This is a genomic window from Gimesia aquarii (assembly GCF_007748195.1).
GTDB classification, from domain to species: domain Bacteria; phylum Planctomycetota; class Planctomycetia; order Planctomycetales; family Planctomycetaceae; genus Gimesia; species Gimesia aquarii.
Map to the genome: position 1 here is coordinate 1,159,566 of NZ_CP037920.1, position 21,533 is coordinate 1,181,098.

Annotated in this window: 24 protein-coding genes and 1 pseudogene; 22 read left to right on the top strand and 3 right to left on the bottom strand. The window is 45.6% G+C overall.

The features are described 5' to 3' along the window. Positions 1–8: 8 nt before the first annotated feature. The 3 genes and pseudogenes from V144x_RS28970 to V144x_RS04735 all read right to left on the bottom strand — a co-directional run. Positions 9–989 (bottom strand): annotated as a pseudogene (locus V144x_RS28970) (leucine-rich repeat domain-containing protein); the annotation flags it as partial. Between the two features lie 183 nt (positions 990–1,172). Next, a complete protein-coding gene (locus V144x_RS04730) occupies positions 1,173–3,668 on the bottom strand; it encodes a tetratricopeptide repeat protein (RefSeq protein WP_144982137.1) in 2,496 nt (831 codons plus the stop codon). 323 nt (positions 3,669–3,991) lie between these two features. Then, positions 3,992–4,192, bottom strand: a complete 201-nt coding sequence (locus V144x_RS04735) for a hypothetical protein (RefSeq protein WP_144982140.1) — start codon at positions 4,190–4,192, stop codon at positions 3,992–3,994. A 61-nt stretch (positions 4,193–4,253) separates the two neighbouring features. On the opposite strand from V144x_RS04735, the gene V144x_RS04740 reads away from it, so the two are divergent. The 22 genes from V144x_RS04740 (at position 4,254) to V144x_RS04845 (ending at position 21,337) form a co-directional block, all read left to right on the top strand. Then, positions 4,254–4,619 carry a hypothetical protein gene (locus V144x_RS04740; RefSeq protein WP_144982143.1) on the top strand — a complete coding sequence of 122 codons (366 nt, stop codon included), beginning with the start codon at positions 4,254–4,256 and terminating at the stop codon, positions 4,617–4,619. Between the two features lie 118 nt (positions 4,620–4,737). Continuing rightward, complete coding sequence (locus V144x_RS04745; RefSeq protein WP_144982146.1) at positions 4,738–5,013, top strand: hypothetical protein; 276 nt, start codon at positions 4,738–4,740, stop codon at positions 5,011–5,013. Beyond that, positions 5,010–5,543, top strand: a complete 534-nt coding sequence (locus V144x_RS04750) for a hypothetical protein (RefSeq protein WP_144982149.1) — start codon at positions 5,010–5,012, stop codon at positions 5,541–5,543. The genes V144x_RS04745 and V144x_RS04750 overlap by 4 nt, the downstream gene beginning before the upstream one ends. After that, entirely contained in the window at positions 5,518–6,180 is a 663-nt protein-coding gene (locus V144x_RS04755; protein ID WP_144982152.1) for a host-nuclease inhibitor Gam family protein, read from the top strand. Before V144x_RS04750 ends, V144x_RS04755 begins: the two co-directional genes overlap by 26 nt. A 123-nt stretch (positions 6,181–6,303) precedes the next feature. After that, entirely contained in the window at positions 6,304–6,888 is a 585-nt protein-coding gene (locus tag V144x_RS28280; RefSeq protein ID WP_197998759.1) for a helix-turn-helix domain-containing protein, read from the top strand. Then, entirely contained in the window at positions 6,885–8,855 is a 1,971-nt protein-coding gene (locus V144x_RS04765) for a terminase gpA endonuclease subunit (RefSeq protein WP_144982155.1), read from the top strand. Before V144x_RS28280 ends, V144x_RS04765 begins: the two co-directional genes overlap by 4 nt. Continuing rightward, positions 8,840–9,301, top strand: a complete 462-nt coding sequence (locus V144x_RS04770) for a hypothetical protein (protein WP_144982158.1) — start codon at positions 8,840–8,842, stop codon at positions 9,299–9,301. The genes V144x_RS04765 and V144x_RS04770 overlap by 16 nt, the downstream gene beginning before the upstream one ends. A gap of 68 nt (positions 9,302–9,369) precedes the next feature. Further along, a complete protein-coding gene (locus V144x_RS04775) occupies positions 9,370–9,621 on the top strand; it encodes a hypothetical protein (RefSeq protein ID WP_144982161.1) in 252 nt (83 codons plus the stop codon). Positions 9,622–9,625: 4 nt separating this feature from the next. Beyond that, entirely contained in the window at positions 9,626–11,137 is a 1,512-nt protein-coding gene (locus V144x_RS04780) for a phage portal protein (protein WP_144982164.1), read from the top strand. Then, complete coding sequence (locus V144x_RS04785; RefSeq protein ID WP_144982167.1) at positions 11,138–12,031, top strand: S49 family peptidase; 894 nt, start codon at positions 11,138–11,140, stop codon at positions 12,029–12,031. Beyond that, positions 11,991–12,554 (top strand): hypothetical protein, encoded by a 564-nt coding sequence (locus V144x_RS04790; RefSeq protein WP_144982170.1) that lies wholly within the window; start codon positions 11,991–11,993, stop codon positions 12,552–12,554. Before V144x_RS04785 ends, V144x_RS04790 begins: the two co-directional genes overlap by 41 nt. 82 nt (positions 12,555–12,636) lie before the next feature. Next, the gene (locus V144x_RS04795) at positions 12,637–13,428 is read left to right on the top strand and encodes a hypothetical protein (protein ID WP_144982173.1); all 792 of its coding nucleotides are present in this window, start codon (positions 12,637–12,639) and stop codon (positions 13,426–13,428) included. Positions 13,429–13,511: 83 nt separating this feature from the next. Beyond that, entirely contained in the window at positions 13,512–14,480 is a 969-nt protein-coding gene (locus tag V144x_RS04800; protein ID WP_144982176.1) for a Mu-like prophage major head subunit gpT family protein, read from the top strand. Positions 14,481–14,597: 117 nt separating this feature from the next. Beyond that, positions 14,598–15,377 carry a thioredoxin domain-containing protein gene (locus V144x_RS04805; protein WP_144982179.1) on the top strand — a complete coding sequence of 260 codons (780 nt, stop codon included), beginning with the start codon at positions 14,598–14,600 and terminating at the stop codon, positions 15,375–15,377. A gap of 8 nt (positions 15,378–15,385) precedes the next feature. After that, complete coding sequence (locus V144x_RS04810) at positions 15,386–15,895, top strand: hypothetical protein (protein ID WP_144982182.1); 510 nt, start codon at positions 15,386–15,388, stop codon at positions 15,893–15,895. A 5-nt stretch (positions 15,896–15,900) separates the two neighbouring features. Continuing rightward, positions 15,901–16,455 carry a hypothetical protein gene (locus V144x_RS04815; RefSeq protein ID WP_144982185.1) on the top strand — a complete coding sequence of 185 codons (555 nt, stop codon included), beginning with the start codon at positions 15,901–15,903 and terminating at the stop codon, positions 16,453–16,455. Further along, the gene (locus tag V144x_RS04820; RefSeq protein ID WP_144982188.1) at positions 16,452–17,348 is read left to right on the top strand and encodes a hypothetical protein; all 897 of its coding nucleotides are present in this window, start codon (positions 16,452–16,454) and stop codon (positions 17,346–17,348) included. The genes V144x_RS04815 and V144x_RS04820 overlap by 4 nt, the downstream gene beginning before the upstream one ends. Positions 17,349–17,363: 15 nt before the next feature. Further along, positions 17,364–17,747 (top strand): hypothetical protein, encoded by a 384-nt coding sequence (locus V144x_RS04825; protein WP_144982191.1) that lies wholly within the window; start codon positions 17,364–17,366, stop codon positions 17,745–17,747. Continuing rightward, complete coding sequence (locus tag V144x_RS04830) at positions 17,747–18,442, top strand: hypothetical protein (protein ID WP_144982193.1); 696 nt, start codon at positions 17,747–17,749, stop codon at positions 18,440–18,442. Before V144x_RS04825 ends, V144x_RS04830 begins: the two co-directional genes overlap by 1 nt. 95 nt (positions 18,443–18,537) lie before the next feature. After that, complete coding sequence (locus V144x_RS04835) at positions 18,538–20,322, top strand: hypothetical protein (RefSeq protein ID WP_144982196.1); 1,785 nt, start codon at positions 18,538–18,540, stop codon at positions 20,320–20,322. After that, complete coding sequence (locus V144x_RS04840; RefSeq protein WP_144982199.1) at positions 20,319–20,702, top strand: hypothetical protein; 384 nt, start codon at positions 20,319–20,321, stop codon at positions 20,700–20,702. The genes V144x_RS04835 and V144x_RS04840 overlap by 4 nt, the downstream gene beginning before the upstream one ends. Next, positions 20,699–21,337, top strand: a complete 639-nt coding sequence (locus V144x_RS04845; protein ID WP_144982202.1) for a hypothetical protein — start codon at positions 20,699–20,701, stop codon at positions 21,335–21,337. The genes V144x_RS04840 and V144x_RS04845 overlap by 4 nt, the downstream gene beginning before the upstream one ends. Positions 21,338–21,533 lie beyond the last annotated feature (196 nt).

Sequence of the window (21,533 nt, forward strand, 5' to 3'; positions counted from 1 at the left end):
GCTCCGATCTGGTTATTGTAAAGATTGAGGGATGTGAGATTCTGAAGCTGGGCAATCGCCTGTGCCCCCTCATCTCCGATCTGGTTATTGTAAAGATCGAGGGAGGTGAGATTCTGAAGCTGGGCAATCGCCTGTGCCCCCTCATCTCCGATTTGGTTATTGTTAAGATCGAGGGAGGTGAGATTCTGAAGCTGGGCAATCGCCTGTGCCCCCTCATCTCCGATCTGGTTCCAGTCAAGATCGAGGGATGTGAGATTCTGAAGCTGGGCAATCCTCTGTGCCCCCTCAGCTCCGATCTGGTTATTGTAAAGATCGAGGGATGTGAGATTCTGAAGCTGGGCAATCGCCTGTGCCCCCTCAGCTCCGATCTGGTTATTGTAAAGATTGAGGGATGTGAGATTCTGAAGCTGGGCAATCGCCTGTGCCCCCTCATCTCCGATCTGGTTATTGTAAAGATTGAGGGAGGTGAGATTCTGAAGCTGGGCAATCGCCTGTGCCCCCTCAGCTCCGATCTGGTTCCAGTTAAGATTGAGGGAGGTGAGATTCTGGAGCTGGGCAATCGCCTGTGCCCCCTCATCTCCGATCTGGTTCCGGTTAAGATCGAGGGATGTGAGATTCTGGAGCTGGGCAATCGCCTGTGCCCCCTCATCTCCGATCTGGTTCCGGTTAAGATTGAGGGATGTGAGATTCTGGAGCTGGGCAATCGCCTGTGCCCCCTCAGCTCCGATGTGAAAATAAATAATGTTTAATGTTTTCAGATCTTTGAGTTCAGTAATATTATCAAAAGAAAGGCCTGTGCTAATGCGGAAGCATCGTTGATCAGTTTTCAAATACTTGATAATTTCTTGATCGGATAAGGAGCTGATATCGGCATGATTTTGGTTTATGAGAGTAAGTTCGATCCATTCTTCAACCTGTGCTTTTTTCAGAACCCTTTGTAAATCGAAGTTTGATTTTAATATCGGAATGGGTGGTTTTGTGGAATTCATCGATAGTCCTGATCTGGAAAGTGACTGGAATATTAATGCGATTCAGGTGTGGATAAAATAGTTGCCTCTGCCATAGTAGCTTCGTTTAATGACCGGGTAACTTCTATTACCCGGTCATTATTTATCGAGTACACAAACAAAAATGTTCGGGTAACATAAGTTACCAGGTCATTTTTGTGCCTCTTAATTATTTCCTTCTTTAGCTTCTATACAAATTTGGTAATTTTCCCTAACAGTTTTCGTGTTCGGATTGTCCAGTCCAACTGTCGATTTCAAGATTTCGATAGCCTGTCGATAGAGTGTTTCGGCCTCTTCGTAACGCCCTTGGTTTACGTACAAACCAGCCAGATTGTTGAGGCTGGTCGCGAATTCCGGATGGTTTTCCCCCAGGACCGTACGACGAATTTCCATCGCTTGTCGATAGAGTGTTTCGGCCTCTTCGTAACGCCCCTGGCTTTGATATAAATGAGCCAGATTGTTGAGGCTGGTCGCGAATTCCGGATGGTTTTCCCCCAGGACCGTACGACTAATTTCCATATCTTGTTGATGGAGCGGTTCGGCCTCTTCGTAACGCCCCTGGCTTTGATATAAATGAGCCAGATTGTTGAGGCTGGTCGCGAAGAAGGGATGGTTTTCCCCCAGGACCGTACGACGAATTTCCATCGCTTGTCGATAGAGTGTTTCGGCCTCTTCGTAACGCCCCTGGTTTGCATATAAAACAGCCAGGTTGTTGAGGCTGCTCGCGAAGGAGGGATGGTTTTCCCCCAGGACCGTACGACGAATTTCCATCGCCTGTTGATGGAGTGTTTCGGCCTCTTCGTAACGCCCCTGGCTTCTATACAAATCAGCCAGATTGTTGAGGCTGGTCGCGAATTCCGGATGGTTTTCCCCTAGGACCGTACGACTAATTTCAATTGCCTGCAAATAGAGTGGTTCTGCCTCTTTATATTCACCGACATGAGAGAATAAATTGGCTTGTTTACATGACAATGATCCACTGTTTTCTGATTCAATCCTTGACTGTTTGATGTAATCGTTGGCAACCATTCCTTGTGGTGCAAGACTTCGGCAAACTTGCCAATTACCATGCTCAGGCCAGGGATAGATTTCATTGACACAGTTCACTACGCGTTCCTGCCAGATCGATTGCTCATCTTGTGAGTCGATCCTTGACTTCATCACTTCCTGAACTAAACGGTGAATACTAAATTCATTCTTCCCAGGCACCATCTGAATCAGGGAATAGTTAAACAATGGCTGAAGTAGATCCGACACGTCATTGCCAGTCTCTTCAAAAAAATGCTGAATGGATTCGCTCAGATAGTGTGCCCCTTGTGTGATTAATTCTACGGGTATGGAATCAGGGGCAAGGAAAGCACAAAAACGAAGTACATCAGCGGAAGCCTGTAATTCTTCCTTTTCTTCTATTTCCTGAAAATTGATCAACCAGGTGGTTTCCACGGATTCTGAATACTTGCCGAAAATTGGTCCTTGTTTTTCTAAAAGCGTCAATTTTGACTCGCTATAGCGACGCAGATAGTTTTCGAAAGTAGAGGCTTTCTTATTATGAAGGTAGGCACCGGCTTGCTCTAAGGCCAATGGCAATCGATCGAGCTCTTTCGCCAATTTTCGTGCGAATGTCTGTTCCGAATCATTCAACTCACGTGCCACTCGTTTGATTAAGAAAGCGGTCGCTTGATCCAAAGGTAGTTTGTCGACTTCGATTGGTTCTAGGATTTGCAATTTGTCGAACACACTTGCGCGTGAGGTCAATAGAATATGCCCCTGACTTTGGAGTGGTAAGAATCTTTCTAAGGAGTTCGGTTGATCTGCGTTATCAAAAATCAGCAACCAGTTATGATGCTGTTCCAGCCAATTCTTAAAAGCTGGTATCGCCGTCTCAGCTTCGGTTTCATCGAAGGGGATACTTAATTTTTCACAATAACCGACATAGCTATTTAACAGCAGAAGTAAGGGATCAGTCTGTTCCCTTTTTTCCTCATCGGTCAACTGGACCCAGAATACAAATTCATATTCTGTTTGATATTTATAAGCATATCGGGCGGCAATTTGTGTTTTGCCAATGCCCCCCAAACCTCGGATTGCCTGAGTTAGAGCGGTTCGACCACCTGATGTAAGGCGCTTGCGAAGTTCGTTCAGTTCTTTCTTACGGCCGGTAAAGACAGGGTTTTCTTTGAAGGGAACATCAAAGATCTTAGTTTTTACTGTCGTTATTGTTTGAGCAGCTTCACGAATTCCTCTGGCGACATCTTTAAATGCTTTGTCGGTGCTGTGCCAGCCAGAACCTGTAATTGCCTTACCATCTTTGGGTAGTGCCTGAAGCTTTCCATAGGGAGCAGAATGCCAATCGCAGTCTCTCAGGATGACGGGGATGACAACAGCTTGTCTTGAGTTGTGCAACTCCAACGCACGTTTCATTTCTTTTTTGTAGCAGTAATTGGAAGCATTAAAGCTGGAACTGATCAGTAGCAGTATGATCTCTGCATTCTCCAAATTCTGATCAATTTCATCAGCCCATTCCCCTCCAGCGATAATCCTCCGGTCATGCCATTCGCTAATTATTTTTTCATTCCTCAAGAGGCTCAAGTGTTCTTCCAATTCTTCGCGCAGATCTTCGTCCTTATGAGAGTACGAGTAAAAAAGCTGCTTTGGTGACATGTTTGTAGACCCTCAGTCGTGATAAAATCATTCTAAATTCATAGCAAATGGACGAATGGGCTGTTTCGTATACTAGAACATGTATCGGTCTATATGTACACATTCTAAGATGTTAAATTTTTTGCGATACGGAGAATTTACGCAAAATCACCGAAGAGTGAAAATGACCGGGTAAAAAGTAGTTACCCGGTCATTAGTCATTAATGGATGGCCGCAGGACGTGATATTATTTCATTTAAGTCCAAAAAATGGGCGCGTCTGCGGGAGACCACGACACGAGGCCTCTCAGGGGCTCGGACGATCGCAAGATCAGAGCTCACGAATCATTTAACAGTGTCGTCGATCGACGGAGCAGGCTTGTTTGGCTCCCGCGGGAACTTCTTTTTCAGTTCATTGATTAACGGCATCAATTGCTGTTTTGCGAGACGACGAATCGAAGTCTTCTCTTTTGCCGCGTAACGACTTAGCGGCCACCATTCATCAATGTCGAGTTCAATTTGAACCGGCTTTGTTTTTCTCTTCATAATCTGCCCTTGACTTTTTGAAACGATACAACGCGAAATTGTTCATGCAAGGAAAAAGCCGGTGCCTACTGATGGAACGGGAATCGCCGGTAATTTTCAAGAGCGGACGAGCATGGAAGCAACTCCGCTTTATAACATTTCTTTACTAGGTAAGGAAGCCAGATCGATGTTCGACAAACTCCCCCTCAAAGCGCTTGACGGTAAGAAGACATACCTCACTGCATTTCTTACAGTTGTATTTTCCCTAAGCGGAATGTTACTTGGAGAAATTGAGACTGCTGAAGCAATCAAGCTATTACTAGCTGCTTTTGGCCTCGTCGGGATTGGTCACAAATTGGAAAAGAGTTTGCCGATTCAAATGGAAATTGGAGAACTCGAACCATCTATCGAGAGGTATCACGATCCACGTCAGTATTCAGACGAGTGATCAATGGGTGGTATTTTAAGAGCAGTCGCAGTCTTTTTGGAACTGCTGTTTTTTTTGACAAAGAAAAAACACAGTGATGAAAACGAGCGGCTAGAAGAAGTTGAAAGGATTCAACGCAATGCGACCAAACGAGACGAACAAGCGGTTCAATCACAGTTTCACCGTATGCGTACTCGTGGTCGCATTACTAACGATCGAAAGCGGCTGTAATTTAGTTGATCGCTTCAAGCGTAAACCGGAGCCCAAGGTCATCGCGGTACCAGACAAAATGGTACCGGAAATGATCAATAAAGGTGAGCCAGCTCAGTATGACGGCTGGCTGTTTTCAGAGCCACTTTTTAACGAGTACGCTCCGCACTGGCAAAAGGGGCCTCACTGGAGCGAAAACGAATGATGGCCATTTATCCGGATCCAAATACACCAGATCCAAATTCCACTCGATCGATTTTATATCTCGTATTTTGGATTATTGTATTCATCGTTATGTTGTTGACTCTGCCAGGCTGCCAAACGGACGATCAAAAACAACAGTATCGTCCCTACTATGATCCCCCTTCAAAACGAACCAGTCCCATGGAAAAGATCCGAAAACCGATCCAGGGAGCTGCTGACCGTGTCGATGAAGTGTTGGAGAAAACTCCAGTGCCGGCCGTTGCTGGGATTCTGGCCGAAGATGCACTCAACGCGATTGAAAAGGTTGAAACGATAACGGTACAGGAACCGGATCCGGAAGTCATTGAAATAATCGATCCGGAACCTGATCCGTTGTATGAACCTCAAGAGCAATCAGAATCTGACATTGAATCTGATTCATCAACAGGAATAGGTCTTGTAATCTTCATTGCATTTGTGGCCCTGATTTATCTTGCATTCAAATTGTTGAAAGGAATGAATTCAGATGTCGAAGACACTGAGCGCAGCTGATCGACCATCATCAGCTGATTCTATAAAAGGTTCGATCGAATCAGAAGAGGACCTCGACAAAGCATTGCACGAGCTCTCATTTTTAAATGCTTATGACAAGTCAGTCGATGCGCGATGTTCGGAGCAAATCGAATCAATCAAGCGGCAGTATGAACGTAAGAAAGTACTGCCATGCGGTAAAACTACGCTGCAGTATACTAAGGATCGTTATTCACAACTGAGCCAAATGGTGATCGACTACTGCAATAATAATCGTTCAACACTGATCAGTAGGAATTCCAAGACACGGAAGTTTCCACACGGTTCGATCAGTTTTAAAGTTCAGCCATCAAAGGTTGAATATCGTTCAGGTTTGAATGAAGAGGGCAGTATGAAACTGCTCGATAAACTTTTGCAGTCAACTTTGATCGAAATGATCATGGCTTGGTTGAAATCAATTTGTATCTTTGGAAAGAACAAAGAAGCTCGCTTGTTATCAGAAGTCATCGAGCTCAAACCTAGGCTCAGTGTTTCTAAGATCAAAAAAGCATTCGAAGAAGGACGTTTGACTACAGATCATTTGAAACAACTCGGCTTGAAATACTCCCAAGGCAAAGAGCAGTTGACGATCAAGCCGGCTGAATACGAGCCAGGCTAAAAAATCTCGGGTCCTCCCTGGGGGGGCCTGGGGCCGCGCGCGGTTCCATAATCGCAATTTTTTTGTTTCAAAACGAAATTTTTAGTCACTTCTTCTTCTTCCTATTAAAATTCGTTCGATTTTATGGGCAAAAAATCAGCCAAACGATCGACATCGCCCAGGAAAAAAGCCACTTCAAAACGTTTCCCATCAAAATCCAAAAAACCAGCTACTAAAAAAACTCCGGAACCAATCAAAGTCCTCTATGGCCAAAAAGCGGCTGCAGAATATTGGGGAAGATCTGACAAAACAATTCAGACCTGGATTGCCAACGGTCTTCCAGCAACAAAGTCCGGACGGAAATACAAATTCGTAATCGAAGAATGTCAACCCTGGGTCGACATCCATTTCAACGAGACGGAATCATCCGAATCAAAAAGACTGAATGAGGATCTAAAAAAAGAGAAGCTCCTGCAAGAACGTTTAAAAACCAAGGATCTGGAACGCAATGACCAAATCAAGGACGGTGAATTATTACCACTAGAAGAGTATGAATTGTTTGCGGCCGAATGTGTGATTGAGGCACGCGATCAGCTATTGACGTTGCCTAAAGAAATGCGTCGTCACCTTTGCAAAAAATGCCAGAGGAAAGTGGAAGAATTACAAAAGATGATCGAACAAACGCTAGAACGTTTATCGGCTGTTGAAGAGGGACCAGGCAAAGCGTGACGGCAACGACTTGTAAACCGACTTTCAAGAATCGGATCAAATCACTTTGGAAACCTCCCAAGCGCGTCAAAGCAGAGGAGTGGATTCCGAAGAATGTTAAAACTCCTAAAGGATCTGAGTATGAGGGATATTGTAACTATGACCTAGCCCCTCATACACGTGAAGTCTTTCGAGCATTCGATGATCCTTCCATCCGTGAAATCTATCTGATTTGGGCGACCCGTTCTGCTAAGACGACAACAGTGACAGGCTGCATGATGCACGCCGCGGTGAATTGTCCCAAACCGATGGCCTTCGGTTCCTGCGATGAACCCTCTACCAGTCGTACCGTCGATGAAATGATCTATCCAATGCTGGAGAATTGCGCGGCGACGGTTGGTCTCATTCCAGTGAAAGGAAAACGGCCGGCGGACATGATTCTGTTTGATCGGTGTCGTGTCAGGCTGGCCTATGGTGGATCGCCGGCAACTGTCGCCGGCTATCCTGCTTGTTACCTGTTCGGGAATGAATGGGACAAGTGGCCGCATCGCAAAAATACAGAGGCCCAGGCCGCAAATAGTTTCAAACAGAGAGCGAAAGGTTATCCCTACGATTCAAAAGCAATCTATGAATCTACACCAGGTCACATTGAATCGTCTCGCATCTGGAAACTCAGGAATGCAAAGCGGACACAACGCCGGGAATTTTATGTTCCCTGCCCTCATTGCTTGCATTATCAAACATTAAAGTTTGAGCAGCTCGAATGGGAAGGTAAAGGAGATCCGGAAGCGGATCCGATTCTAGCTGCAGAATCGGCCGTCTATTTATGTGAGGACTGTGGTCTGCCCATTCAGAATGATGATCGTGCGGAAATGATGCGGGCCGGAAAATGGGTTGCAGAAGGTCAGACGATCGACCGAGAAGGCCGGATCCACGATAAACCAGATGTGGAATCAGCCTATGTTTGCTTCGGACCTCTGTCCACGCTGTATTCCTTACTGATTAGCGGTTGGGATCAAATCGTCGCCGATTACCTCGCATGTGGAGATGATCCTGACAAACTCCGCGATTTCACCAATTCTACGTTGGCCCTACCCTGGGATCCCGCTCCGGAGGAAGCGGATCCGGAGGAGCTGGTCAGAATCCTGAGAAGTGATGAAGATCATATCGGTATTTGTCCGCTTTGGTCTCGATTCATTACGCGAGCCGTCGACGTGCAAAGTAAGTCCGCAGGTTACGAATTTCCCTGGCAAGTTTGTGCCTGGGGTGAAGGTGGCCGCGGGGCTACAGTTGATAAAGGGACTGCATTTGGTTTTCAAGAGCTCAATGGAATTCTCAACCGTCGCGACTATCCCCACGCTGATAGTGGACCGCATCTTTACATTCCTTTCGATCTGGTCGATTCCGGTGATGGAAATTCCACTGATGATATTTATGATCTCTGTCGCAATCGTCCCTACTGTTTTCCATTAAAGGGATCGTCGACTTCTTTAACTAAACATTACTCGCTATCAGAAATCTCAAATGATCTCGGTAATCAAAAACAAACTGAAACAAAGGAAAGACGGTTATTGAATCGTGAAGTACTTCTTGTGATCGTCAACTCTATGCGATCGCAATTCTGGTTACAACGGATTCTTGATGGCCGTTTGAAACCGGATGCCGTCAATCGATTTACCATTCCGGTTGAGCTGACCGACGATTCAGACTTCCTGGAAGAGCTCCTCAATGAATATCCTGAAATCGAATACGGTCCGGACGGTTTCTATACCAAAGGCTGGAAACGCCGCACACGTAATCCCAACGATCAGCGAGACCTGATTCGCTACAACTGGGCTGCAGCTCAGATCATCACAAATAACGGCCAGGAATGGTACCTGTTACCAGAGCGGCCCACTATCACGGAAGAGGTACGGACGCCTCGTCGTAATAAAAAGAAGAAAAATTCACTCTTGCAAGGAGGTGGTAGACAATGGCCAGACAGGTAAAAAAACAACCATCAAAACAACAGAAGAAATCAACAAAAGAAACAGCAGCTCCAACTGCAGCCGAATTCCTTCAGCAAAAAACGGAATCCGATTCAAAACAATCTGAAAGATCAAGAGAGACCAACTCTCCGGATGTGGATCCAAAACCAGCGACTCCTCCTGTCATACCACCCGCATCGGAAGTGGATCCGAAACTAGAGACTCCTCCGATCAAACCTCATCAGACTGAACAGAAACCGGAACAAAGTGTCCGGGAAACAATACCGGCTCCCATCATAAACAATAAAGTTCACAGTGGGGATCCCTGTGGATCGGATAAAAAGTGTCCGGGAAAATATAGAGTCCTTTCCACAATTCGTGAGGGGAACCGTCGAACTCGATACTTTGCTTGTTCAATTTGCAATTTCAAACCTAAAAACAATAAAGAGGTTACATACATTCCATAAAAATAGATCGCCAGATCTGGCAAAACGCTATTGCAGAAACCGAGCGACCCCACCCAAAGTACGACGCCATGACTACTTGGCAATATGCAGATTATATGAGTGAACCAGATGTCAGTTCTCGACTGTCACGCTTGCGACTCCATATTCAGGAGGTCGCACAGCGGACGGTTGCTATTGAAGGGCGATCAAAGAACGTTTCTGCTGTGGATGCTCAGTATCTCAATTCTTTGCGATCGGAAGAAAAACAACTCACTGAAGTTGTCGATGCGGCTCAATATAGCACATTCCGTCGAAACCATGTGACATTCAGGAGAGATTGATCGCATGGTTAAGAAAAGCAAACGGAATCAAAAGCCGAGAATCGACAAATTTGTGGACTATATGTTTCCCGGTTGGGGATTGAAGCGAGCTCAGGCACGCGCATTCCTCGCCAGTTATGATGCCGCTCAGAAGAAACGTGGCGACAAAGATCATACTGGAAAGGATAAAGGTGGGGGATCCGGAGACGATCACATAGATCATTATGATTTATGGACGCTCCGGGAAACGGCCCGTGATCTCGATCGGAACAACGGTCTGGCGATGGCGATCGTCGATCGCGTAATGGAAAACGTGATCAGCTCAACAGGTTTTGAATTGCGTCCTAAAACTCCGGACGAAGATCTCAACAAACAAATCAAAGAAGATTTCTCCTATTGGATTACTCACAACCTCGACGCCTGTCGTGAATTTAGTGGTTGGTCATTTCTGCGAAATGTATTTCGCTCCTATAAACGGGACGGTGACTATTTTCTGCAGTTTCGGCCGGAAGGTAATTGTTCGGTTATGGGCTTTGAAGGCGATCGCGTTTTGAATCCAAATGGTCAATCCGTTGGTACGATCGGAGGCCTGGAGACGATCAACGGGATCGCGAAAAAAGATGGTGTCAAAAAATTTCTGTGGGTCGCAAACAGGGCTCCCAAATCCCCTTATGTCTCTGTCAATGACGGTAAAGCTATCAGGGCAGATCGTGTGGTACAGATCTATTCTCCGCGTCGTACCACTCAGGGTCGCGGCATTCCCATCTGTGCACCGCTCATTCGTGAAATCGATGATATTGATGATCTATTAGCCTGGGAAAGACAGGCTGCAAAAATCGCTGCCTCTTTAAATATGGTCGTTAAAACCGAGAATCCGGTCGGGGCTGCTGAGTGGATGCGGACCATGTACAACAAGCGTGATGAAGATATCGACCATCTTGAAGAGCTGGATCCACTCGCTTTGAATTACATTCGATCGGGTGAAGAAATCCAGTCTGTCCAAAGCAATCGACCGAATAACACATTCGAATCGTTTATCATGTTACTGAATCGCTATGTGGGAATTCCGATCGGGTTACCATTGGAATTGGTCTTACTCGATTTCAGTCATGTCAATTTTGCCAGCTCACGACAGCTGCTCAACCAGGCACAACGACGGTTTGAAATAGAGCAAGATGATTTTGCCTGGTTCTTGTTCAAAATTTATCAGTTCTGGCTCGACGTTCGAATTGAGCGTGGGTTTTATGATCGAGACAAATTGGGAGCGAATCCATATAAGCATGTATGGGGTTTTCCGGGGTGGCCTTCACCGAATCCGCTACAGGATGCACAGGCCTGTGCCCTGGCGATTCAATATGCGTTCGGTTCTCGAACAGAATTTAATCGTCGTCGCGGTATCAGCCAGGAAGAAATCGAGCAGGAACTTGAAAGAGAAAATGTCCAACTGGTCGAACGAGCGATTCCAGTCAAAGATTCGATCGAGCCTCCAAGTCGTCGCAATCAAGAAACAAAGACGAATACACAGGAGGCAGTGTAAATGGATGTTTCGTTTCTCTCTGGTGACTTAATGATTCTTCCGGACGCACTCGAAGAAACAGCGATGTACTATCGTCAAATGATGTCGGAAAAAGCGTTCTTTGATGATGACGAGGACGAGCAGGAATTCGACGAGGTCAATCTGGAAGATTGCAAAATCATTGAGAATGTCGCGATTGTTCCTCTGCACGGTGTGATCGTGCGTTATCCCAATTGGATGACTCGTTGGTATGGAGCAACCTCCAGTGATGAGTTTGCCACAAAAATCGAAGTCCTCTCTCAAAGATCAGGAATCGATGAAATTATCATGGACGTCGATACTCCAGGTGGTGTCAATGCAGGCCTTGATGAAGCGGCCAAACGGATCAACGCTGTACGCAAAAATATTTCGATTCGTTCAGTCTGCAATGAAATGATGGCCTCGGCTGGAGTCTATCTCGGATCCTGTGCAGACGAAATTGTTATTACTCGCAATGGACTAATCGGCTCAATCGGTGTGATCCAGGAGCGGTTCGATTGGTCTAAATATGAAGCAGAAACCGGACGCGTTACAAAGATCATTGCATCGGGAAAATTCAAAAAGACGTTTCATCCATCAGTACCTTTCAATGGAGATTATCAAGAGCACTTACAGAATCGATCGGATCGACTGTATTCAATTTTTGTAGAAGTAGTCGCGGATAACCGCAAAACTTCAGTCGATGACGTTTTGACTAATATGGCCGATGCAAAGATTTTTACCGGACAGGAAGCCGTCGACATGGGCCTGGCCGATCGCGTGGGAACTCTAAAGCAACTGGTCGCCGAATTAACGGGACCGAATAACCATTCTTTTAATCATGGAGATGATGACGATGGCCAAGAATACGCCAGATACATCGAAAGCAGAAGCTGAGAACACTAGTAAGAATGAAACTCTCGTGGAGAAAACTCCATTGGGTTTGTCTGAACAACAAATGAAGAAATCCAATCCGGAAGCGGTCCAGAAAATACAGTCGGAAGCGGCTGAAAAAGCGAAGTCGGAAGCCAAAGCAGAATCCGACAAAGCATTGTCCGAGATGGAATCCGCTTTCCCCGACGATCTAGAATTTGCAATCCAGGCACATAAAGAGGGACTCTCGGTCGAACAAGCCAAAGCTAAACGCTACGACGATGTAGTCAAAGAAAATCAAACTTTGAAAGAAGAGAACGCGACGCTCAAAAAAGATGATGAAGAGTTGAAAGTTAACTTTGCTCCAGCAAATGAACCAAATGATTCTAAAACTAACGAGTCTAAGTCAGAGTCGGAGATCGACAATGACGCTGCCAGTGTCTGGAACAATATGTCCGTTGATGAAAAAGCGGAATTCGGAAATATCAAAACTTCGTTTTTCACCTATTACAAAAAACATCCGGAAGAATTTAGTCAGAAAAAGTAATTCTCTGAATTCAACCGTTTACTGAATATTGAAATGGAATTCGCGAACTGAAATTTCAGTTCCCCAACTAAGGATAGTTAATATGGCTGCTTTAACACAGGACACTACTTGGATTGAGTCCAGGGGTGAAGAAGCGGATTTCCCTGTAGCCGCTACCACAAATATTTATCAGGGATCAGTTGTCGGTTTGAATGCCAGTGGGTATGCACGGCCGTTTGTAATTGGCGATAAGTTCGCTGGCATCACTTTAGAAGGTCGCAACAATAATAGTAGTGTGGATGGCGATCTGAATGTTTGCTGTAAACGCGGTAAATTCTATCTGGAAGTCGCTTTGGCTGGTGTCGCTTTATCGGATGCGGTCATCGAGGCCTCGGTGTATGCCCAAGACTCCGGCACTCTTTCTCTTCGCTCTGGATTCAAAGTTGGTAAGGTTGTCGCCTATTTGCGATCGGGAGTAGCTCTGGTTCTGTTCGAGACAAATCCACAATTCCATGTTCTGTCCGAAACCGTTGCGTTCGGTGATTTCACTGACGTAGATGCATCTGGTTACATCGATCTATCCACGCCGATTCCGGAAGGTTCCGTTGTTCTTGGCTGGCAAGCCGATGTCAAAACAGGATTCACTGGAAATACGACTGCGGTGGTTCAAGTTGGTGAGTCCGGCAATGTGGATCGGTTCTCCGCAAAACTCGACAGTAGCTGTGTTGCAGCTGATGTTGTTGGATCGGCTCCACCATCTGTTGCCGCCAATCAAGGCTATCTGGCCGCGGCGGTCACTCCGCGCGTCACAGTCACAGGAGGAACTGATTTTACAGCGATTTCAGCAGGTGAAATGGATATCAAGATTATCTATTTACCCGCGTTGCGTGTCTGATTCATTTCAGTCTGATTGTTGTCATTAACCTGTCCGTTTTTTAAAGCAGACAGTTTTAACAAAAGTATGAGGAGAATTAAAAAATGAGCCATACACCAACACGAGGAGGTGTCGCCAAACTAGGAGAACGCGGAATTCGTGCTTTCTTCTATGAAGGTGTGGAAGGTATCAGAAAAATCGGCTGGGTGGATCGCGTATCCACATTATTCGATTCGGATCAGGAAATCGAAGATTATCATGGGATCGGTCATGTGCCTATGATGCGTGAGTCCGCGAACGGACGTAATGCCGAACAGCTGACAAATTTCAGTTATGAAATTAGGAACATAGAATTCGATGCTACGGTTCGTGTCAAAAAACGTGAAATGAAACGAGATAAGGTTGGTTTGATACGTAAGCGTATGAACGAGTTGGCTCAAACCAGTGAAAAGCATTGGGCCAGGCTTTTAACAAACCTGATTGAGAACGGTGAAAACGCGCAAAGCTACGATAAAAAAATGTTCTTTGCGACCGATCATCAAGAGGGCAAAAGTCCAGTTCAGAAAAATATTATCACGGCTGCAGATTATGGGGTCTTGAATGTTGCAGATCCGACTGATCCGACGGCCGCTGAGTTAATGAAAATCTTCATGAAAGGGATTCAACATCTTTATAGTTTCAAAGATGATCAGAATGAGCCTCGTAATGAAGACGAAACTAAGTTCATCGCATTTGTACCAGTCAGTATGTGGGGTGAATCCGCTACCACAATCTCTTCGAAAAATTTGGCTGTTGCCGGTGGTGGTAACCAGGACAATCCACTTAAGGACAGTCCTGATTTTTCTCTCGATGTTGTTCCGAATCCCCGTTTGTCATTCACAACCGATTTTGTGATGTCGATCGACGACGGACGTTCTTTCATCCGTCAAGAAGAGGAAGAATTGGATCTGGCAATCTTGGGAGAAGATTCGGACCATTATTTCAACCACAAGGAAATTATGGTGGCTGCTGAATCAACACGGAACGCCGGATATGGTCTCTGGAGTAGCTCAGTCAAACTTAAACTCAGTTAGCTTATCTGACTGACTTAAGTCATTTCAACATCAAATCTATTTAACCTGGTGACATGGATGTGACCTGGTTGAATCTCACACTTCAAATCAAACTTTAATAACCACGGAGGGAACCCAATGAAAACCTATCTCGTTTTAATTTCACTGATCATCGTAATCGCGGTGACTTTCCTTTGCAGTACTTCAGACGCCCAGCAAAACAAGTCGGATCAGTTCGAAATGCCGATCGTGCGCTCTTCACCAGCTGGTAAAGCTTCCCAGGCGAAGAAACTGCCGACTCTCTACATTTTGACGTCAAGTGGTTGTGCTCCCTGTGAGCGATTTAAAAATGAGATCCTTGGTCGGAGCGAGCGTGCCAGGTGGTTGCTCAATAATCACAAAATCCTCTATGTGAATGTTTCCGGGTTTCCGTCTGTCATGTCCACGAATGGCAGTCAGTTTACCTGGCCGGCCGGATGTTGGAATCGAGACGCATCCCCACTCAAAGCACTCACCGACAAACTCGGTTTTAAGGAGAAGAAAACAGTGGGAATCAAAGATCTCGAAAAAATGAACGCCGATTTGATTCTCTCGGATTTTTCCGGGATCTCACAGGAGGTGCAGTGCATCCCGCCTAACGGTCATTTGATTACGGAACCCATCCACGTCCAGGGAGACTTCCTGGAAGATGAAAACGCAGCTTTGCAGGTCGATCGGAATTCAGAAAAAATTGAACGGACGGCTGTAGTCGATTTGCCTCGAATCATTGAAGGATCACCAGAGTTCGATCGAGAGTGGTCGTTTGTGATTGATAACGAGACCTGGTTGTTTAACGGCGTCGGTGGAAAGGAGGCCAACGTGCAAACGGTTCTTCTGAAGATTCCGGAGCACGAACAATTCACAGGAGCTAATTTCTAGGAGAAACAATGCCGACTGTCACACCAACAGGCCCACTTTCGTTACCGTTCGCTGGAGCTGCAGATCTATTGGCAGCTACCCCGACTTTTCAGGCTGTTTGCGGTGTGGCGTCGGCTTCTTTGGCAAGACAAAGAATTCATATCCCGAATTATGACCTGGATAAAAACAACAATGAATGGCCGGTACCGGGAATCATCATTGCCGATGACGATTCCAATTATCAAAGCATTAATTTCAACAGAGATCAGTCTGGATCTTTAACAGTCACGTTTTGTTTTCCTGAAAACGAGCTCTATGTCGATGATCTCCAAGATCAGATAATTGATTTCAGAAATAAATTAGGAGCGATACAAACCGAGTCGCTAAAAAAAGCCAATTCTCCGAATCCAGAATCTACGCAAGGACATGGTTTTTTACATATTACGAATTGGGAGAAGAGATTCACACCAGCTCTATTAGGTCCTCCGGATGTCAAAGTGAAGTTTCTTCACGCAGTCTTTTCGATTGAATGGGTTTAGAATGAATGCCGATTCCAAACGTTTCCTCAACAGTTACCTTTCCGAGAGATCCCCGTTTGTATCTCAGGGATCACGGTCGGTTTCTACGCGAGGCAAATCGGCACGCGGCCGTCTATCATCACCGACAACACATTCCCCGTCACTTCGAATCGTTTGCTGCAGTAAAATACGGATACCCGGAACGACGTTCATATGTGGGCCGTCGTCGGTACCAGGAAATCAAAAACCAGCTCGGATTGCCCCCTCTTGTCTCTCCTCGTCTGACGGGAGGACGAACCCGCGATCATGTAACAACTCAACGCCGTGTAACGGCTACACAAAAACGAGCTCGCTTGACCATGACACTCCCCTTCCGAGGTGGAACGGGACGTTTCCGATTGCAACCAGGACAAAGAGAATTATCAGTCAATCAGAAAGTGGTGTTGCAAATCATCTCAGAGATCGAGGCGATCGCTCCAGACGAACAACGAACACTCAATTCAGAAATACATAATGATTATGCACGTCGGGCCAATCAGCCAGGCGTTCGAACAATAAAACGATTTGGAGGCAGATCATGACGATCGGTGAAATGCAGAACTATGAAGTTTATCCTGCAGTCTTTGATTTACTGACTGTGAATCATATCAACAGTATCGACCTCAGCAGCAACGTTCAAAAGCTCGTCGCAAAGGCTGGTGGTAGTGTTGATGTGGGAAGGATTGCTGAAGTCATTCGTGAGAACGAAGTTCAAATCACATCGGGTGATATCGGTACGATCCTCAGTAACGTTTCAGTCACAACAGGTCTAAAAGTCGAAACGAACGCTCGGATCCAGTATCAACAACGTGAAGACGGTGGTGTTTACAAAACGACTGCAGAGCATGTAACGATAAATGGCACCAAAGGAATTCTGATTCCACGTACTATCTCGAGTAGCCAGGACTCACAACAAGGGGCGACAATCGTTTTGTCTTTTATTCCGTTGCGAGTTGGTTCAAATGCTCCTTTGATTGTGAACGTGAATCAGAGTCTCTCGAGTGTTCCAGCGATAAACACACTTTATAAACAAGGCCCAATTTTATTTGAGGGTACCTTGCTAAAGGATATTCAAGATTCTCAAACCGATTTCGGAATTACATTTGATCAATGGCGTGGATCTGGTGACGTTGCGGCTGAAAGAGGATCCATTTCTGACCGACAACGAAAACTGGAATTCACGGGTCGGAATCTGGAATTGTCTAGTTTGATTACTTTGGGAGCGATTCCTATTTCTTCAGGTATTACTCAGTACTATCGCCAGATTGGATTTGGTGACAACGAAGCACAGCATATAGCCATCACCTTTACCGCGGGCACATATGAAGTCACCTCGATTACAGGACAGACCGGAAGCAACGCCGATTTGAAAGTAATGGCCAGCGGAGCCTTATCGATTTCGGTCAGTACCGCCTCAACCATACCTACAAGTTAAACAGGATTATTAAAAATGCCAACGCAAAATATTAATCTCGATTGGTCTGCTGGCGTCGATTCGGTTTCTAAACGAATTACGATCACAGCCGATGGAGAAGCCAATGTTGAGGTAGAGATTCCAGATGCATCGACTGATTTAGAAGTCGTGATCTCAATCGATTTCTCTGCTTTGAAATTACTGTTTATGGTCGCTGATCAGGATCTCACAATTGAGACCAACAATGGAACGACTCCGGATGACACGATTTCCTTAACAGCGGACAAACCACTCGTTTGGTTTGAACAAAGTGGTTACTCAAATCCGTTGACAATGGACGTGACAAATATGTTTGTCACAAATAACAGTGGTTCAGCTGCCAAATTGATTATTAAAACTCTTCAGGATGCAACTCCCTAATGATTAATTTTTTCATTCCTAACAAATCCGGGGCCAATCCAAAACACTTGATCGAAGTTGGCCTCGAAACGTTACTCAGTCCGAATGACAATCAACCTCTGTTTCACGATCTGGCAGGTCCTGGTCCTGATAATCTTTCTGGTCAGATCGTCAGCTGGCAGGATGAAGGCCTGGCCTATCGTCCCGATCAGCAGGAATGGTTCGAAATACCGGCCGATCGTCGAAGAAAACTGCCGAAAGGACGTTACTGGATAGGATCTCTAAAGGGAGCAAAACCGACTGCGGTAGATTTCGCTCGAAATTCCATGTTACCTGGACAGGCTGAAATGCTCCTGGGTGATGGCCAATATTGGAAGATTCCCAATTGTAGTTTGTTCCCGATGCAATTTAGTCTCGGTACTGATGGTGAAACTACCAAAGTTCCACGGCCTGAATTCAAACGAATTTTTGAGCGGACTGTCTGGGCGATGGATCTACTCGAAACTTCGATCAAGAATGATCAACCGATAGATGAGGAGCCAGCATTAGATTATTGCATCGAAATGTTGAACCTGAACTATCGAGTGAATCGTGAGATTGTGCTCTGGCTCAATTTGTTGAGTCCAGAAAGACTTCCACAGTTGATGGCCCACAGTACAGATACAGAGCGTATTACTAAGATTTTTGAGGAGGTAAAAAAAAAGGGTACTCCCTAGATGAATATTATTTTCGAGCTGTAGCACTGTCACACAAACAGCTCTTCGATTCCCCCCGCATTTCTGATTTTCTGATTCTGCATTGCGTTAAATAAATGGCTCAAAAAATTTCTGTTGATTTGGATGTCCAAGAAGCCAAGGCCGTCTCTGCCTGGTTGCGCTACCGTCGTAGCGTCGAGGCCGTCAATCAGGAGATGAGCCAGACCGGACGGATCCAGGACAGGAACAAACGCAAAGCTCAGGGACATTTAGCGACTGTCAGAAAGATGTCAGCCGAAGCGCTGACGACTTTTACTGGTATCGGATCTGTGATCTCTGGAATCGCCTTAGCCGCGGCTGCAATAAATCAACAGCATCAAATTCTGATTCAACGCCAAAAAAATAAAAACGTCACTGGAAAAGAATTCGGAGAAGTAGTCCGCGATGTGCGAGTTGCATTTGAGCCGGATAAAAGTCTGGAAGACAAAGATCTCGAAACAAAAATTCTAGAAGTAGCCAAGCGAACCCGTACAAATGAGAATATTATCGGAGCCAGTCTGGTTGATACTTTCAGTGCCAAAGGGGCAAAATCAAACCAGAAAGCATTAGAAGCGGTCGAAGCGGCGTTTCTTTTAAAACCGAACGATCTGGAAGCAGGACGAACACTGGCTGCTCGAGCTCTCGATTTATCAAATGCGTTCGGTATAGACGACATGAAAGCCAATGTCGGTTTTCTGCAGAACATTCAACAGGTAGCACGTCTGACTTCTCTGGAAAAGGTCGGAGCGAATTTACTACCAGGTATCATCTCTGTAACACAACAGGGCGATACTCCGGAACAAGCGGCGGAGCTGGGGGTCACACTCACAAAATTAATGACAGATGCTGAAGGTCGATTGACACGGACTGCATTGATCAATATGTCTTCACGCCTGGCTGATTTTGTTCCCTCGACCAAAGGGAAAGATAAACGCGGCAAATTTGATATTCCTGAAGCTCAGGTTACAGCATTCGATCAGGCAAAAACCACAACGGAACGCGTTGCTGTCATGCAACAGTCTCCTGAATTACAACGACAGTTTTTCAGCGAGGTCACTTTCGACGCGGCTTCCTCCGCTTCAATCCGTAGCCTGTTAACGGGATCGGAAGTAGCTCAGAAGCAATTGCAATCTGCACGCGACCAGATCAAACCACTCGACATTAATCAGGTGAAAACGTTTGAAGAAAAAGTATCTCGTATAGAAGGTGGATCATTTCAAAATTTGGTTCGAGCAGACGAGCAATCTCAAACGAATCAGTCTGCCTTTCGTCTCAGTGATCGAGCCGGACAAATTGAAGGAGCTGCTCAGAAGATATTCGAAAAAACCATGTCAGAAGTGAGTGCAAGCGGTCTTGAATCTGCACTTAATACTTTTGGATCAGCAACAATTGATAATCTGCTAGGTATCAATAACATCGAATCACAGATCCGAACTTTAGAAAATATAAAATTTGGAAAGACAGGCCTCGATAGGGAGTTTATTGAAAAACAACTCATTTTATTAAACGATTTGAACCAGCAATTTAAAAGTTTAACTGAAGAATCTGATAGCGAACCATCAAAGCCGAGCTTTCTCGATCGTCTGGTGAATAGTAAAGTCGTTCGTACATTCACAGGAGAACGTCCCGCTCCTACATTTGAAAAATTCAATCAACGCGCAGAGAAAAAAATAGATCAACTGGATAAAACCCTCTTTGGTCATACCCAGGCCTTAAAAGAAAATACGGCGGCACTCGAAAAACAAAATCAGTCAGAAGCAAGTCCGAAACCTGTCAAAGTCGAAGTAAAACTGGCCTCCGATACATCAACTATTCCCAACGGTCCCAGGGCCTCATCTGCATTAGCGAGGCCTGCAAAATGAGTGCACCAATAGTTCATGCCGGCTTTCAGTTTCCTGGAATTCATCAGGAGCTGATATTTGGTTCTCCTGAAGCCAATTTTCAGATCAATGAAGTATTTGGATTGGACGGTATCACTCTGCTCGATGGTGGAGTCGGAGCACGTCAAATCAATGTTCAAATGTGGCTGTATGATTCTTATTCAACTACTGGTCAGCTCAATACAAAATTAAGAGCGATTAAGGATCACATTCTCAATAAAGGAGATTTGATCGATAGTCAGGGCACGTTCTTTGATGATGTTGTCTTTTTAAACTTCGATCACATTCAAGGTCCGCTTTACGATTCTGATATAGGTTGGTGGAAACGGATCCGATTAAACTTTTTGGAGCTGACACCATGAGCGTATTATTAGACGGTGTTCGTATCACCAAACTCGGCTGGGCCGGCCAGCGTGCCCTGGCTGTTGAATTTCAAACGATTTATCCGGATCGACTGCATCAGCTCTACGCGGGACGCTGCCTGGTCGGTCATACCAGCCAACTCTCCGAACGTCGAATCATCTTCCAATTCAATCAGACCGTAGGCACTCCAGTGACGTTAAACCTGGCCGCGGTACCGGATGGAGAGGGATCCGTCGAGTACGGTCATTTGTTCGGTCGGCTGCCGGCAAATCGTTTCAAGCTCGAATGGTCTGCCGTTGGTTATCCGGCGGACGCGGATCATTTTGAAATTGCTGCTTCGACAGAACCCGGAGGCGAAGTGGATCCGGAAATTGTTTTGCAACGATTGCCTTATGTCGGTGACGGCGATTACGAGTGGCTGACTCCCTACCTGGACGGAAGTGGTCAACACAAATTTCGAATCACTCCTCGCGATGACAGTGAACCGGCCGGTAACGCGGGTCCAGCAACGGAGATCACGGTCAACAGTCTGCTGCCTCCGGATGATGTCGCATTTAATCCGGACGGGAGTCGGTTTGGATTATCAGAGGAAGCTGGTGTAGTTACGGTTGATTTTTCATACGGGGGTGTGTGATGGATGAACTGAATAGAAGGTTGGAAAAAATAGAAAAGACCGTCGGGAAGTGTGCAGATTCAATGGGTGAATGCTCTCAAAATATGGCACTCATGCAAAAGGATTTTGCATATCAGAATCAGACTAACGTGAAACGTTTAGATGATCTGCAGGAATTGGTTGAAACTCAGACACTTATTTTAAACGGGAATCCAAG

Coding starts and splice junctions, on each gene's coding strand:
- V144x_RS04830 (WP_144982193.1), top strand. CDS start 17,747: ATGATTAATTTTTTCATTCCTAACAAATCCGGGGCCAATCCAAAACAC.
- V144x_RS04810 (WP_144982182.1), top strand. CDS start 15,386: ATGCCGACTGTCACACCAACAGGCCCACTTTCGTTACCGTTCGCTGGA.
- V144x_RS04820 (WP_144982188.1), top strand. CDS start 16,452: ATGACGATCGGTGAAATGCAGAACTATGAAGTTTATCCTGCAGTCTTT.
- V144x_RS04780 (WP_144982164.1), top strand. CDS start 9,626: ATGGTTAAGAAAAGCAAACGGAATCAAAAGCCGAGAATCGACAAATTT.
- V144x_RS04840 (WP_144982199.1), top strand. CDS start 20,319: ATGAGTGCACCAATAGTTCATGCCGGCTTTCAGTTTCCTGGAATTCAT.
- V144x_RS04730 (WP_144982137.1), bottom strand. CDS start 3,668: ATGTCACCAAAGCAGCTTTTTTACTCGTACTCTCATAAGGACGAAGAT.
- V144x_RS04845 (WP_144982202.1), top strand. CDS start 20,699: ATGAGCGTATTATTAGACGGTGTTCGTATCACCAAACTCGGCTGGGCC.
- V144x_RS04745 (WP_144982146.1), top strand. CDS start 4,738: ATGCGACCAAACGAGACGAACAAGCGGTTCAATCACAGTTTCACCGTA.
- V144x_RS04790 (WP_144982170.1), top strand. CDS start 11,991: ATGGCCAAGAATACGCCAGATACATCGAAAGCAGAAGCTGAGAACACT.
- V144x_RS04785 (WP_144982167.1), top strand. CDS start 11,138: ATGGATGTTTCGTTTCTCTCTGGTGACTTAATGATTCTTCCGGACGCA.
- V144x_RS04825 (WP_144982191.1), top strand. CDS start 17,364: ATGCCAACGCAAAATATTAATCTCGATTGGTCTGCTGGCGTCGATTCG.
- V144x_RS04805 (WP_144982179.1), top strand. CDS start 14,598: ATGAAAACCTATCTCGTTTTAATTTCACTGATCATCGTAATCGCGGTG.
- V144x_RS04755 (WP_144982152.1), top strand. CDS start 5,518: ATGTCGAAGACACTGAGCGCAGCTGATCGACCATCATCAGCTGATTCT.
- V144x_RS04750 (WP_144982149.1), top strand. CDS start 5,010: ATGATGGCCATTTATCCGGATCCAAATACACCAGATCCAAATTCCACT.
- V144x_RS04835 (WP_144982196.1), top strand. CDS start 18,538: ATGGCTCAAAAAATTTCTGTTGATTTGGATGTCCAAGAAGCCAAGGCC.
- V144x_RS04795 (WP_144982173.1), top strand. CDS start 12,637: ATGGCTGCTTTAACACAGGACACTACTTGGATTGAGTCCAGGGGTGAA.
- V144x_RS04800 (WP_144982176.1), top strand. CDS start 13,512: ATGAGCCATACACCAACACGAGGAGGTGTCGCCAAACTAGGAGAACGC.
- V144x_RS04815 (WP_144982185.1), top strand. CDS start 15,901: ATGCCGATTCCAAACGTTTCCTCAACAGTTACCTTTCCGAGAGATCCC.
- V144x_RS04775 (WP_144982161.1), top strand. CDS start 9,370: ATGACTACTTGGCAATATGCAGATTATATGAGTGAACCAGATGTCAGT.
- V144x_RS04735 (WP_144982140.1), bottom strand. CDS start 4,192: ATGAAGAGAAAAACAAAGCCGGTTCAAATTGAACTCGACATTGATGAA.
- V144x_RS28280 (WP_197998759.1), top strand. CDS start 6,304: ATGGGCAAAAAATCAGCCAAACGATCGACATCGCCCAGGAAAAAAGCC.
- V144x_RS04770 (WP_144982158.1), top strand. CDS start 8,840: ATGGCCAGACAGGTAAAAAAACAACCATCAAAACAACAGAAGAAATCA.